Source organism: Colwellia sp. TT2012, from assembly GCF_001440345.1.
Lineage (GTDB): Bacteria > Pseudomonadota > Gammaproteobacteria > Enterobacterales > Alteromonadaceae > Colwellia.
The window spans coordinates 16,439-31,006 of sequence record NZ_LJYX01000009.1 but is presented as its reverse complement, the minus strand read 5'-3'; the positions used below and the strand labels follow the sequence as shown (position 1 = coordinate 31,006).

Genomic DNA, 14,568 nt, shown 5'->3' with positions numbered 1-14,568 from the left:
AATAATTTATTTTTGTTCATATAAAAATCAAGATATCAGGTGATTTTAATGATGAATATTAAAGGGCTTGTGACAATTTATGGTGATTGTTTTTAGAGGGGTGTCTTCTGTGTTTTTCTTCTGTATTTTTGTTAGGCATTCATGCAATTTCAATCAGTTTTTTTAAGTCCAACCCACTTAAATGATTTTAAAAGAAACTCAGTGGCATTACTGTAAATACACTCCCCATGGGAGATCACAATCTTGTTTGGTTTCCAGCTAATTATTTTCGCCAACGATTTTCGCGCTTCACTTTTTCCAAATATAAATGATGCTCGCCAATCAAGAGGAGTTTTACCGTTGGGACTTACTATTCCAGTAAGTTTTGCTATAACTTTTTTGTAACCCGAAAAATGATTAGGATGAAAGTTCTCTATTAAATCAGTGAGTATTAATACTCTGCTAGTTTTATGGAAAAAAACCACCTCTTCCATTGCACTACTCCCCTTAAAAATCACTTGATCAATTTCTGCTTCCCATTCCTGTTCCGGAGCATCCGACAAATCTTTGTCAAATGAGATATCCTTTCTTTTCTCTCTTAATCCCGGTGATGAATATGAAATAGCATTCGGAAAAACATTTATCCAATCATTTATAAATAGATGATGTATCTTATTTGGAGATACCAAATAGGATACTTGACCTAAAGATTTTATTTCATCAATCATTTCTTCGATAATTTTTCCTGGAGAATGAACCCATAACTTCCCATCCTTCAACTTTACAATAGTCATACGGGTTGTATAAGCCATTCCATACCAAGAAACAGCGTCACCATCGCTAATCCAAATGTTATCATCTAATTTTATCAAAAAATTCATATTGAATACTCACTCAAATTTAGACCGAATGCCTAACGCCCTGTTAACATGCAAAAAATAGTTGGTTAAAATTAGTGACGAAGGAGCAAAACCAACTGTTTTTTGTCCTTGTTTAACAGCTTGTTATGTTTTGGTAACTTCACTATAAAAACGATCAAGACCTTCACTCAACATAGAGTGGCAATCATTGTTTTGACTAATCTCTCCGTCGAGCATCACGCTACCTAATAATGGGATTGAAACATAAGCAGTCTCAATGATAATTCCCGACATGGTAGTTAACACTTATTTTAATGACTCTAATGCATGAGTAGCGCGTGGGGACGTATTGATTAACATAATAGGAATATCAGGAAACTCATAACTGCTCACTAACCAATCTAACACATTTTTCATTGGCGCACTGATGCCGTGCGCATACTCTGGGCTTGATATAATTAAACCCGAAGATGATTTAATGTTTTTAGAGGGGTGTCTTCTGTTTTTTCCAAACAGCATAAGGTTATTTATCATCTACATGAGTACCAGCATGATTCAACAAATGAGTCTTATGGTGGTCAAGCAGCACAAAAACTTGGCATAAGTGAAAATAGAGTTTTTAAGACCTTAGTGGTGAGTATTGATAATAAAGCCTTGGCTGTCGCAATAATACCGGTGTCAGCCATGTTAAGCATGAAACTGATAGCCAAGGCATATTCAGGAAAAAAAGCCATAATGGCAGTAAAAATCGATGTTGAACGCTCAACCGGTTATGTACTTGGCGGTGGTAGTCCGCTGGGACAAAAAAAACGCTTGCGCACTTTTATTGATGCAACTGCAAAACAATTTACTACCATTTTTGTTAGTGCTGGCAAAAGAGGCTTAGAAATAGAATTAAGTCCCTATGATTTGGCTAACATAACTCAGGCAACGATGGCGGACATTTGTCAGTAAATTTATTATGCTAAAAAACAGCAAAAAAAATAGGTAGTGCCATACGACACTACCTTTTTGCTTAATCATTCAAGACTACTTTAACACCTTTTCTTAACGCTTGAACTCAGAGGTTTTGCTCCATTGTGGCCATACGCCAGATTTAGATAACTCTACGCCCACGTCAAAGAACAATTGCATATCTTCAACAGCACCGGTTAAGTCCCACTCTTCGCTGTATTCATCACAAAGACCGTGATAACACTTAGCTAAAATTGGGTCTAACTTCGCTCTTAAATCTGCTGTTGCTTGGTCGGCGGGTATAGTTCCACCTTTTGCATATAACGCTGGAATACCAACGTTAGCAAAAGCAAAGTGATCAGAGCGGTAGTAAATACCTGCCGCAGGTCTTGGATCGCCCGAAATAACACGGTTTTGCTTTAACGCCGCTTTAGTTAAAAAGTTATCAAGCTCTGATTGCCCTAAACCATAAACAGCAACGTCTGCACTCTTACCGTTTACATTCAAGGCATCCATATTAATATTAGCAACGGTTTTCGCCACTGGGATAATGGGATTTGCTGCATAGAACTTAGAACCAAGTAAACCTTGCTCTTCCGCAGTTACCGCTAGAAAGGTGATTGAACGTTCAGGTGTGTGAGGTAATTTTGCAAACGCTTCAGCGACTTCAATTAAGGCGGCAGTGCCCGTGGCATTATCACGAGCACCATTGTAAATTTGGTCACCCTTTTTAGATAAATCAGTACCTAAGTGATCCCAATGGGCAGAATATATAATATGCTCATCGGCATTTTTCTGTCCAGGTAAGGTCGCAATAAAGTTGTACGATATTGATTTTTTGATGGTATTTTTAATGGTAATAGAGGCATCTAAATCACCCATATCTATGTTAAAACTGCCTTGGGCGGCACGCTCCTTCATTTTAGTAAAATCTAGACCTGCTTTGGCAAACAATTCTGTGGCAACACTACTACTAATCCACCCTTCTACGGCAACGCGGTCTTTATTTAAATCGTCACGTTGAAAACTAAACTGAGGACCTGTCCACGAGTTTTTTATCACCGACCAACCGTATGATGCGGGTGCCGTTTCATGAATGATAATGGCCCCTTCAGCGCCTTGACGACTTGCTTCTTCATACTTGTAAGTCCAACGACCATAGTAAGTCATGGCATTACCGGTAAATAACTCAGGATCTTGCGTAGCAAAACCCGGATCATTAACTAAAATGACAACCGTTTTACCCTTAACATCAAGATCTTTATAATCATTCCAATTATATTCTGGCGCATTAATACCGTAGCCAACAAAAACCAATTCAGAGTTTTTAAGCTGCTCAAAATCACTAATTCGCGCACTGCCCATGACCATATCAGTACCGTATTGGTAGTTTTTACCGCCAATAGCCAAGGTCATATCACTTGATACTTCAATAGATACCAGAGGTACTTCTTGTAAAAAACTATCACCATTACCTGGCTTAAAACCTAAAGCTTTAAATTGTTCAGTTAAGTAGGCAAGGGTCAGTTTTTCACCTTCGCTTGATGGTGCACGACCGCCGAACTCATCTGAGGCTAACACTTTTATATGCTTAATTAATTGCGCGGTATTGATACTGTCATAGCTAGCACTAATGTCTTGAGCACTGTTCACTGGTGAAGAGCTAACGTGGGAAGAGTTAGCTTGGGAAGAGTCATCAGACGTTGTTGCCACACAACCTACCAGCACGGCGACCGAAAGAAGTGATAATGCAATTTTTTTTATCATAATAATTATACTTATACTGTGAAAAAGAGGGTCGCAGTATAAATGTTCTCAAAACAACTAACCAGTATGGATAGGTAAATCAACGCAGGTCAAGGTAAGTTAACTGTCACGCACCGTTGCCACAAGGGTAAAGCAAAGGCTTTACTTAGCGATAGATTTTACCTGCTTGCTAGTTTACAGTAAGCCCAATTACTTGCCGGTCTATACCCAAGCCACCACACTACTGATAAGAATAAAATGAAAGAATCCCTAACACAGCTCTCAGATATAGTCGCCACCGCCAATGATTTATTTTATGACCGTAATAAAAAGGTAGATACCTTGATGGGTATTATGGATAAAACATTACGTAAGCAAGGCATGAATGCGGATGCGATAACCATTGACTGCATCACTATGGATAAAAAAATTGTCTTAGTGCTACATGATAGCAAGCCGGACACTGTCGACATTGCCTTTGGAGATAAAGCGGGTGTAGTGCATTCTTCAGCAGAGCATGTATTAAAAGACGTTAGCGTGAAGCAAATACTCGCTATGATGGAAATAAATTTTCTTAATTAATTAAAAATAAATGCATTTTAAACAACGCTTTTTCCGCTTAAGCGGACTTGATATGGCAGTGTCATCATGAAATCCTGGCTCCTCATCATCATACTATTAAGCCTTACCTCAACCTCGGTATATGCAGAAGATGAGATTAAACCGTTCACCTCTGATGGCTGTAGTTCATTTCCAGATGGTACTCTTAAAGATAAAGAGTTATGGCTTTCTTGTTGTACCGCTCATGATTTTTCATACTGGATGGGAGGGACTTATCAAGCGCGTGTTGAGGCTGATGAGTTGCTGCGTCAATGTGTTTCAAATGTAGGAGAGCCCTTCATTGCAGAGCTTATGTTAGTAGGAGTGCGTGTAGGTGGCACGCCTTACCTTCCGACTAAGTTTCGTTGGGGATATGGTTGGCCTTACCCTCGAGGGTATAAAGCAATTAATGAGAAAGAAAACAAGAAAATACAGATTCAACTAAAGCTTGTAAGCAATTAAGAACGGACCCGCGACACAATTTTATGAGTATAATTTTGCTGGTACTAATATTGCTAATATTTTAACTACTTCGTCTGCATCATTGTTGCTTACCTTTGATAATCCTATTTTCGTTTAACAGGCTATTTTACCCATAGAATAGTTATTAAGCATTTGATTAAGCTAGTGAAATAAACTAAGGTTTTTACTTAGTATTTTTATATGCGGTGCAAATCACTCCACTCCATATTTTAGCCACTTAAAACAGCGATATAACATCTGAGGAATTAATGATGCCGACAAATAAGCACAAACGAAAAGCGTCAAGCAAGGTAAAATTTAAAGCAGTGAAAAATGTTCACTCATCGGGGCTCATCTCTGCACACCCAAAACTTTTTGTGCTAGTGGGCTTGCTCTTGGTTACCTTAGCTATATACCTTTTGGCTTTCGAATCCCAGTTTGGCTTTGCCATGCTTGCTCTTATTACGGGTGTGACGCTAACCATTTATGCAAACTTTGCTAGACCTAAGAAAAAACAAGATTAGAGTAGTTATAGGACAAACAAGAAAACCTGAAATGGACCTTTATAGTACCGTGTGTGCTATTCAAAATAGGTGGTTAGCGGCAATATTGATTTAGCCTGGGTGAGCTTCATACATGATGCCATTAACATGGCATGCAAATATAGAACACCTAACCGACAAAAAAGCCAACATTAACTTAACGCTGGCTTTGCTTTTACTTTATCTTTTTGGCTCTAGCTTTGCGCTATTTTCACTCTAATTTTATTCTTTGCAACTCTACTTTCATGTAAAGCAGACAGTGCCGCGGCTGCTTCCTTTTCATTAGGCATTTCTACAAAAGCAAAACCTTTTGATTTAGCTGTTGCTTGATCTAAAACTAAGTTACATTCAGTGACTGAGCCATGTTCAGAAAATAAAATACGGATTTCTTGTTCAGTGGTTGAACGGGAAAGGTTACGAACTAAAAGTTTCATAATGGACCATGTAGTATGTGATTTCGATCTCAATTATCTCATAGTTTACCGCAGACTAAGTAACTTTTTTTACCCTTACGGTAAAGGTAAGCCACACCGAGCGGATGGCCTGCCTTTGCAGGGGGGTGAAATGACCTTAAAATCGAAAAATCACTCAGCAACGGATATTAAGTAATCACCTTAAATAACGGAGAAAAATATGCCACATTGCGTGATTGAGCATTCATCAACGATAGACAGTAATACGTTAATGCCTTTAGTTTTTAACGCTAGCCTAGAATCGGCATTATTTGAACAAGACGGTAGTGATATCAAAGTGAGAGCCGTGTCCTTTGTTTATTATCAAACGGGTGCTTTACAAAATACCTCAAAGCAAGATTATTTTATTCACGTGACCTTAAAAATACTTTCTGGTCGAAGTACTGAGCAAAAACTTATGCTGTCAAAACGAGTACTCGCCAGTTTAGAAACACTTGCGATAAAGGCCTGCTCAACCTCGGTTGAGGTTGTTGATATAGAGCGCGCTAGTTACGTAAAGCTGGTCTCTTAAGTAAAGCCGTTAAAATCCCGCTTAACTACTGTGTCTAAAGAAAGTAGCGAACAGGCGATATTTTAGTCGCTGAAGTAACATGGGTATATCAGCAAGATTATTACTTTGCTATCACCGCAACAAAGTGTCCGTAATAGAGCTTTTTACCTACTAAACGATCTATTTCCGCTGCGCTTGGGTAGGTTGACCATTTGCTCGAACTTGCCTCAACAGCGGCAACGTTTGCCCAAGTGAGATGCCAACAAACTTCTTGTACACCCTCGACTGAATTCTCTTTTAAGTGCTCTTTGGCAAGAGCGGTTTTTACTAATATTTCATGCGCAACAATGTTCTTTTGCTCCGCATTAATTTCAGCAAAAAGCGACTCACTTAAGGTGATAATTCGCGCTAAATTGGCGTGCTTGACCTCAAACACGGCAAATTCGGTACATGTGGGCATATGAATTCCTTTAATGAATAACCCCACGCCAAGGCTTCTAGCTTCGGCTTAAATTCGCTACGCGAAGAGGGGCATCTTAATTAGACGAAGGCCAAAACCATTTACGCCGCAAACGACGGGGACTTATACCCGTAAAGATTACATACCAGCTGGCTAATCATCAGTACGATAACTGGCCAAGTCAGTAGTTAACGTTACACCTTGTAACTTTAACTGATTTACCCGTTGTAAATACGCCGCACCTTTTAACATGTGCAAAGCGACATCTACTGCGCCACGGCGAGTATAATCTTCCAAATAAGTACCTTTTACCCAAGTATTAAAAGCGCCTAAGCTTGGACCTGCCCAAATTTGATAATCCATTTCACGGCCTTTTTCACCGGTATTTGACCAGCGAGAACTTAATCCTAAATACCAACGGAATATAAGTGCCATTTTACGTTTAGGGCTCGATTGTGCACGCGTTAACATATCTGGATCACGCTCTTGGAAAAATGCTTCGGTGCCAGACCAAACTTCGTCTAAGTTTGCCCGGAAGATTTGTTTCTCAATTTTTAAACGCTCTACTGCCGGGATCGCTTCAATTGAATCATAAGTAACATAGAGCTCATATAACTTTTTCGCGCGCATGGCAAACATTGAACCACGTTTAACCACTTGTAATTTAACGCCCATTTCAAACATATCTGCCGCAGGCGCCATAGTAACGTCAGCCATTTCTACTTTCGATAATAATTCACGGGTATATTCAGAGGCGCCAGCTTCAACACAGGCTTGGTTTACTGAACCAAGCACTATATAGGCTGCGCCCATGTTAAAGGCAGCTAGTGCGGCTTCAGGCGTTCCGATACCACCACCGGCACCAACGCGTAATGCTGGTGAGAAATTATATTGCGCTTGCACTTCATCACGTAACGCGATGATAGTTGGTAATAACGTTAAGAAAGGGCGGTTATCGGTATGGCCGCCCGAGTCTGCCTCAGCGGTAATATCATCAGCCATAGGAACAAGCTTGGAGAGCTCGGCTTGCTCTTGCGTAACTTTACCTTGAGCCAATAATTTATCAATCAACTTTTGTGGTGCCGGCTCCATAAAGCGGCGCCCTACTTCGGTACGTGATACTTTGGCTATGACCTTATTACCAATATTAACACTACCATCCGCATTTCTACTTAAACCTGCAAGGCGATACCAAACAATATGCTCGGTCAAACCCAAATATGCTGAAGCCTCTACGGTGTTAACACCCAACTTTAAAAAGCGCTCAACCGCGCCACGCTCTAATGCTTCTTCGCTAGGTGCATGAATAAGGTTGACCGCGTAAGGACCGTTAGGCAATTCAGCTTGAATACGTTTAATGGCATCTTCCACCGCATCTGGTACTAAACCTGCTGCGCCAAATGAACATAAAAAGCCGGCTTTACCCAGAGCAACTACTAGCTCAACCGAGGCAATACCATTAGCCATAGCACCGCCATGGTAAGCGTATTTAACGCCATGTTGCTTTTTATAGGCATCATCACCTAAATCTTCAGGGTTTAACTTTTGCGCAAACGCTAAAACATCACTGGCACCTGATGTTGAAGTAATATTGGCAACACCAAAATCATTACCCTTTTTAGCCAGGTACACTGGTTTACTTAAATCCAGTAAAGCTGATTTAATTTCAATATTGCTGCTTTTAACGTCTTTGGCATCCACTTTCCATGCCCAGTCGATGGCATTGTTATTATTAAAACTTAAATTCGACATGTTATTTTCCTGTGTGTTCTTGTTCGGTATTGGCATAAGCATTGTTGAGTGAACAAGCAAGACGCGTAAACCCATCCGTGGGGCTAAACACAAGCATCCATGCTTGTGAAACTTGCTTTTATCACATCAACAACACTTAGGCTGAATAAGTATTATGCTTCGATGATGGAAAGAACAATATCTTTCACTTCGTAAATGCGTAAACCATCTTTCGATAAATTAGCATCACCGATTAAACGCACTTCACCCTCTTTACGAACGATATCAGTGATATGTACATCAAGTGACATTTGTTTATTGAGTGGCGTGATTTGACCACGGTATTTCCATTTCACTAAGGTTGCTGGTGCAATAAATCTTGGATTAGTGAACTGGGCACCTAAATCATTTTTCAGCGCGTAGGTTTGCATTAATTCAATAATCGCTTCAACACCTAATGAGCCTGGCATAACCGGATCTTGATGGAAGTGATAACGGAAGAACCAATCAGTGGCATCTATGGTGCGTAGTCCATGTACATAAGCGACACCGGCTTTACCGCCACCTTCAACAATAGAGACGGTATCGATAAAGTTCATTTGTCCGCCAGCAAGTTTATAATGCGGTTTATTAACCGGTGCTTGGTATAACGCTAACGTTTTATCGGTTAGGTCAAACACTTCAATGTCTGCTTTGGGGGTATTATTGTCAACAAACCAAGGATAAGTGACTTTACCGTTGTCTATGCCTAACTGGTTCGTTAAGGCATCCGCGCCAAAATAACCAAATACTGCCTTGCCTTTATAAAATAAATCATGACTGGCAAGGGATTGTGCGGCTTGGCTATCATCTTTAACATACAGCTCAAAGGTGAAACTTTGAATGATCATACCGCCAGCCATGGTGGTACTTAACAATTCCGATTTATTGACGATAGTTTTACCGCGTAAGTCGACTTGTTTAAGTAAGTCACCACTACCATCTAAGTTACGGAAAAATAAATCTTTTTCTGGATAAACTAAAGTAGTGCCCATATAACCTGAAATAAAGCCATTTGGTTGTAGCGCTATTTCCATAATTAATGAATATGGCATCCAGTTATTGACGCTGTTTTTGGTGAAATACCATGCGTCTTCAGGCACATAATATTCAGCAATACAGCTGGATGGTTTTTTCAGCTCTAAACGTGTGCCAGTAACTTCAACCACTTGCGTGACAACTTGTAAATCGCCACATGGTGTACGCGGAGGAATTCTCCCCTTGTAGACGTCAAAATCAGCACCAAAACATTTTGAGATATTACCCGTAGCAAATTCAAACATATGCCACGGGGTAAACGGCGCGGTATCAGGCACGCGATTTTGCCCGGCAACCATTGGCGCTTCAAAATGCTGCAGCGGGGTTACACCCTTTTCTTTTGGCGCATCAAAGTCAGACATTACTTTCATTAACGGCCGTTCAATATGTTTAAACGGGTTAATGCCACGCTCGTCTAACTCGCCACTTTCAACAATACTTGCCACTTCATCAACCGCAATATTACTTACTAAGGCGACATTGTCAGGTAAGGTTACTGGGTACGGCGAGTTGTCATCTTGCTCGGTGATCATCATCGCCAAGTTTTTAAAATCAACCACTACTTTGCCATCAAGAATAATATCAATATTGGCTTTAAGATACGGATATGGCTGCATGCCCATTTCCGTGACTTCCATGCGATAAGTCAGGGTATTATGCTGGGGCTGAACTTGACCACGACAACGAACCGTTTGCGACTGACCCGGCATAGGTTGGAAACGCGCATTGTTCATATTGGCGTGCATGCCTAATGACAACATCAAGAACATCGCCATTTGACCACAACCTTCACTCATTAATGAGCCAGCCATCACTTCATCACCTTTAAAGTGACAAGGGAAGTACCAATGATCAGGGGCTAAATCTTTCTGACCTTCAATAAGTCCTAAACCCCAATGGCCGCCACTGGCATCAATATTAATAATACGTTCGATCATTAAGAACTTTTCTGATGAAAATTTTAATGACGGGTTACGGCCTTTTTGATCATAATCAGCGCCAAAACAACCGGCAACATCGCCATTCACTAACTTCATCATATCAGCGTAATCGTATTGATCACGTGGACGATTTAATAAAGGTGTGAATGAACTTTTGACTGCATTGGCAAATTCCGTTTTGTCTTTATCGTTATGAATAACACCTTTACCGTCTTTTAATTCGTCGTCAGTAAAGAAGCCGGCACAACCTTTACGCATGATTAAGACTTTCTTATCACCAACATAACAGTCGTAGTGAAAGAAGAATAATAGTTGTTCGCCATTTCTCGCATAAGAGTCTATGTGAATTTCATAACGCAGGGTTTCGCCACCAAAGGGCATTTCTTCCAAGAAGGTTAATTCACAATCCAGTAGTCGGTAAACACGCTCACCTTTGGCTTGAAAATCAATACCTATATAAGAAATTAATAATAAATCACATTGGCCTGATTCAACCGATACCGACCATGGAATCTGGCCATCAATTAAAAAAGGTGCATCGACAGGAATATCATACTCAGTACACATATATGATTTTTTATATTCATTGATGGTCGCGTCAAGCTCAGTTACCCGTGATACCAACAAATAATCTGTAGTGGGTAAACGTACCCGACGTGAGTAACTGTCAATAATTTTATATTCTTCACCAAAAACATTACCGATATCACCTTCAGCAAATTCAACTAAATCAGCGGTATCCCAAATAATGTTTTCCGGTTGACTAAATTGCTCTTTTAATTGCAGTGGTTGATAGTTATAGCCTTTAGGGCCTTTAATTTTAAAACCAGCTTGCTCTGCCCAATTATCATTAACCACAGCTAAAGTTGCTGTGTTAACCGTTGAGCTAACAACAGCAAGTTCAGGTGTATGCGCAATACTTACCGGCTGCGACTCGGCGCTATAAGCGGGTTGGCCGGCACTGGCGTTGGCTTGCATTGCTATCAGCTTAGAAATTTGCTGACCGGCTACTTGACGAGTGGTCAAAAACGCCTGATGCGTAGCAGATTCTTGATAAATTTCTTTACTGGCCTTATGTTTTACATTGTTTTTAATAGTCGCTTGAGAGGTACTTTTCACTTGTGCTCCAGTTACGATTGTTGATCGGGCTTTGGCTTGAGTTTGAACATTAGCTAGGGTTTGAATTGGTCTATGAAGTTTTTCTTGCCCCGCTAGTTGCGCAAGCAGCTTAGGCTTGACATTATTTAAGGTAATTCCTACTTTTACTGGCGCTAATACTTTGCCCGTAAAAGCGTGTTTAATACTCACCATTTCTGCTAGTTGCCCTTTGGCGACAATAGCATCGAAAATGGCATTACCACCTAGGGTAATGGTTTTAATTAATTTAGGTTTTGGCTTACCTGCTAGTGTCGGAATAGGTACAGGTGCTGACTGATGAGCATATTTGCTCGAAGATAAAATAAGGTGAGCACAACTGCCATCTTTTCCTAAACCATTCACTGCAATGTGAGAACGGGCAATATCAGTCGCTGTATTCGTTTTAGCTGATCGCTCATCTAAAAGCAGCGCACTTTTAACAATACTGGCAACACCTGAAGCATTAAAGGTATGGCCGATATTGCTTTTAACCGAGCTGATAGTCTTGCCTGAGTATAGTTTTGGTAACGCTAGCTTTTCTGCACTATTCTCGGCAATAAAACCACTGGCATGGGCTTCCACCTGGCTAATATCTGCGGCTTGAATACCGGCAAGCGCTAATGATTTGTTCGCTGCTTTGGTAATAGCTTGTTCGTCACAGCCGTTAGCAAAACTAATGCTGTCGATTGTGGCGTAGACGCTGCGCTCTCCAATTTTTGATTGCGCTACTTTGGACTCAGGAATAATAACAAAAGCCGCCGCGCCCTCACCGACTAACCATTGCTCTTGAGCCAATGTATTAGTGGCACTTTCAGCATCAACAGATACCTTACCAAAGTGCTGTCTTAAGGTGATGTTTTCTATCGAACCGGCTAGATCAACCGAAGCGATAATCACCGCATCGACATCTGAGGTTTGGAATAAATTTTCCGCTAATTCAATACAGCGATAAACAGAATTTTCTTCCGCCGACAAGGTAATGGCGGGGCCAGAAAAATCCCATAAAGCTGAGATACGTGACGCCATAATATTACCAATAAAGGAGGTATATTGGTTTAGCTGGGCAGCGTGGGCAACACCATCTTTGGCAATATTGGTTAAGGTTTCGCGCTGTTCATCGCTTAAGCTAATACCTTGTTGCAACAAACTTTCTTCAATTTGTGTGCTTAGGTTTACTCGGCCACGGTATTGATGCAGTTCTAACTCAATGCCCATAGCAACTAAAACCGCAACATTACTACCCTCTTTAAGGCCAGCATCTTTAGCGGCGTTGTCAGCTACTTTCATCATCATTAGCTGCTGGGGGATCAAACAGTCTTGCTCATTAGGTGGCACTTTAAAACGTAAAAAATCGATATCAAAATCTTCAACATAGCCACCTACTGGTGCTTTAGTTAAAGATAAGGCCTTCATCACGTCGCTGTTCTTTTCAATACCTTTCCAACGCTTAGTCGGCAATTCTCTAAAGGTATTACCATTACTCTCAATAAGCGTTTTAAAACTGGCCAAATCTTTAGCGCCACCAAAGTGCGCGTCCATACCAATAATAGCTAGCGGTTCACGGGCTTTGGGAGCAGTAGTTACCGGCGCTAGCGTCTGTGTTGGCTGTTGCAAAACCAAATGCGCATTAGAGCCACCAAAACCAAATACGCTAACCCCTGCTGTTCTAGGCTTGTTATTAGCTATTGTCGGCCAATCAATGGTCTCCGTAGGCATTTGTGCGCCAGTTAAGTAACCCTTTTTTGAACTTAAGGGTTCATTTAGGTTTATCGTCGCTGGAATTTTTCCTTCTTTCAGTGCCCAAATCGCCTTGGTCATGCCCGGCATGCCCGCGGCGGTAAGTAAGTGACCTAAATTTGATTTTACCGAGCCAAGTAATGGTTTATTGCCATTTTCTCTGGGAAAACGACTAAAAAATGTATCCATTGAGCCGAGCTCAACGTTATCACCTTTGGGCGTACCTGTTGCATGACATTCAAGGTAATCAACATCACGTGGGTCAACACCGGCATTTTCATAGGCACGTTCGTAAACCAAAACCTGACCTTTGGTATTTGGACTTAGAACAAACTCACCTTTACCATCATTCGATAAAGCGCCGCCTTTGATAATGGCGTGAATTTTATCACCATCACGTACCGCGTCACTATGGCGTTTAAGCACCATCATGCCAGCGCCTTCGCCAGCAAATAAACCTTGAGAGTTTTTATCAAAAGGTGCGTGAATATTGTTGGCTGGATACGCTTGAAAAATAGAGAAACCCATATTAACAAACATAGGATCAGCGCCAGAAACTGCGCCGGCTAACATCATATCAGCCTTGCCGGTATGCAGGTAATCACAGGCTAATTTCACTGAATAACAACTTGACGCACACGCCGCATCAAGGGAAAAGTGTGTACCACCTAAACCGGCCGCTTTGGCTAATAACGCCGACGGATAACCGGCAACTAAAGCATTATCCGCATGAATATTTTCCGCTAAATTTGCTTGTTGCATAGGTGAAAAATGGCTTAACTGAAAATCTTTATGCAGGATGTTTTTTAATGCACTATCAACAACTTGATGATAAAGCGGCATAAACAGATGATTAGATGACTTAGTTGGAAACGATAAATTACCTAAAATCACCCCACATTGTTCAAGTTTATCGCTGCGCCAATAGCCAGCATCGGTTAACGCTTGCTGGGTGACATAAAGCGCCCATTGGTTTAAATCATCCAATTGATTGAGATAATCAGCGGTTAAACCATTTTTGGCTTGCACAAACGATGTGGCATCAAAGTCGAAACCTCGGATATAACCACCTTGCACACAGTAAAACTTATCAGTATCACCCTTCTTGCCGGTGTACTTGGCCGGATCAACACCCATTTGTTCTTTGGTGGCTTTGCTACGGCAATCTTGTTTATTCAGTAACTGCTGCCAAAATTCTTCCGGCGCACTTGAGCCAGGGAATAAATTAGCAATACCTACTACGGCAATATTTTCCATACTTTCCTCAATAAAGAGTCTTTAATGCTCTTTGCTCTGTTTGAATACTTTTATTCAAACAGCCTAATTTCGTCATACTCGAATTATTTTATCGAACATGCCATGGATGGCATTTATTAGAC

General features: G+C 40.8%; 13 protein-coding genes. 5 read left to right on the top strand and 8 right to left on the bottom strand.

Going from position 1 to position 14,568, the window contains the following annotated elements; genetic code table 11:
* Positions 1 to 149 precede the first annotated feature (149 nt).
* The 3 genes from ASU03_RS06320 to ASU03_RS21065 form a co-directional block, all read right to left on the bottom strand.
* A complete protein-coding gene (locus ASU03_RS06320) occupies positions 150 to 860 on the bottom strand; it encodes a DUF4336 domain-containing protein (protein WP_057831046.1) in 711 nt (236 codons plus the stop codon).
* Between the two features lie 123 nt (positions 861 to 983).
* On the bottom strand, positions 984 to 1,133 hold the full coding sequence (locus tag ASU03_RS21070; RefSeq protein ID WP_197411209.1) for a hypothetical protein: 150 nt from the start codon (positions 1,131 to 1,133) through the stop codon (positions 984 to 986).
* Positions 1,134 to 1,145: 12 nt separating this feature from the next.
* The gene (locus ASU03_RS21065; protein ID WP_197411208.1) at positions 1,146 to 1,358 is read right to left on the bottom strand and encodes an NADPH-dependent FMN reductase; all 213 of its coding nucleotides are present in this window, start codon (positions 1,356 to 1,358) and stop codon (positions 1,146 to 1,148) included.
* Here ASU03_RS21065 and ybaK point away from each other — a divergent pair.
* Complete coding sequence (gene ybaK, locus ASU03_RS06315) at positions 1,332 to 1,793, top strand: Cys-tRNA(Pro) deacylase (RefSeq protein ID WP_057831045.1); 462 nt, start codon at positions 1,332 to 1,334, stop codon at positions 1,791 to 1,793. The genes ASU03_RS21065 and ybaK overlap by 27 nt on opposite strands.
* Before the next feature lie 93 nt (positions 1,794 to 1,886).
* Here the strand turns inward: ybaK and ASU03_RS06310 are convergent, their stop codons facing one another.
* Positions 1,887 to 3,560: a M28 family metallopeptidase gene (locus ASU03_RS06310; RefSeq protein WP_057831044.1), complete on the bottom strand. Its 1,674-nt coding sequence runs from the start codon at positions 3,558 to 3,560 to the stop codon at positions 1,887 to 1,889.
* Between the two features lie 237 nt (positions 3,561 to 3,797).
* Between ASU03_RS06310 and ASU03_RS06305 the strand changes: the two genes are divergently transcribed.
* The 3 genes from ASU03_RS06305 to ASU03_RS06295 all read left to right on the top strand — a co-directional run bounded on the left by ASU03_RS06305 (position 3,798) and on the right by ASU03_RS06295 (position 5,125).
* Entirely contained in the window at positions 3,798 to 4,121 is a 324-nt protein-coding gene (locus tag ASU03_RS06305) for a hypothetical protein (RefSeq protein WP_057831043.1), read from the top strand.
* 66 nt (positions 4,122 to 4,187) lie between these two features.
* Positions 4,188 to 4,601: a hypothetical protein gene (locus ASU03_RS06300; RefSeq protein ID WP_057831042.1), complete on the top strand. Its 414-nt coding sequence runs from the start codon at positions 4,188 to 4,190 to the stop codon at positions 4,599 to 4,601.
* Positions 4,602 to 4,870: 269 nt separating this feature from the next.
* Positions 4,871 to 5,125: a hypothetical protein gene (locus ASU03_RS06295; protein ID WP_231731507.1), complete on the top strand. Its 255-nt coding sequence runs from the start codon at positions 4,871 to 4,873 to the stop codon at positions 5,123 to 5,125.
* A gap of 212 nt (positions 5,126 to 5,337) precedes the next feature.
* On the opposite strand, the gene ASU03_RS06290 is transcribed toward ASU03_RS06295, so the two are convergent.
* Positions 5,338 to 5,577 carry an RNA recognition motif domain-containing protein gene (locus ASU03_RS06290; RefSeq protein ID WP_057180676.1) on the bottom strand — a complete coding sequence of 80 codons (240 nt, stop codon included), beginning with the start codon at positions 5,575 to 5,577 and terminating at the stop codon, positions 5,338 to 5,340.
* Between the two features lie 199 nt (positions 5,578 to 5,776).
* Between ASU03_RS06290 and ASU03_RS06285 the strand changes: the two genes are divergently transcribed.
* Positions 5,777 to 6,127 carry a 5-carboxymethyl-2-hydroxymuconate Delta-isomerase gene (locus ASU03_RS06285; protein ID WP_057831040.1) on the top strand — a complete coding sequence of 117 codons (351 nt, stop codon included), beginning with the start codon at positions 5,777 to 5,779 and terminating at the stop codon, positions 6,125 to 6,127.
* A 100-nt stretch (positions 6,128 to 6,227) separates the two neighbouring features.
* On the opposite strand, the gene ASU03_RS06280 is transcribed toward ASU03_RS06285, so the two are convergent.
* The 3 genes from ASU03_RS06280 to ASU03_RS06270 form a co-directional block, all read right to left on the bottom strand.
* On the bottom strand, positions 6,228 to 6,566 hold the full coding sequence (locus ASU03_RS06280; protein ID WP_057831039.1) for a hypothetical protein: 339 nt from the start codon (positions 6,564 to 6,566) through the stop codon (positions 6,228 to 6,230).
* Between the two features lie 153 nt (positions 6,567 to 6,719).
* The gene (locus tag ASU03_RS06275; protein WP_057831038.1) at positions 6,720 to 8,318 is read right to left on the bottom strand and encodes a PfaD family polyunsaturated fatty acid/polyketide biosynthesis protein; all 1,599 of its coding nucleotides are present in this window, start codon (positions 8,316 to 8,318) and stop codon (positions 6,720 to 6,722) included.
* Positions 8,319 to 8,470: 152 nt separating this feature from the next.
* Entirely contained in the window at positions 8,471 to 14,446 is a 5,976-nt protein-coding gene (locus tag ASU03_RS06270) for a hotdog fold thioesterase (protein ID WP_057831037.1), read from the bottom strand.
* Positions 14,447 to 14,568 lie beyond the last annotated feature (122 nt).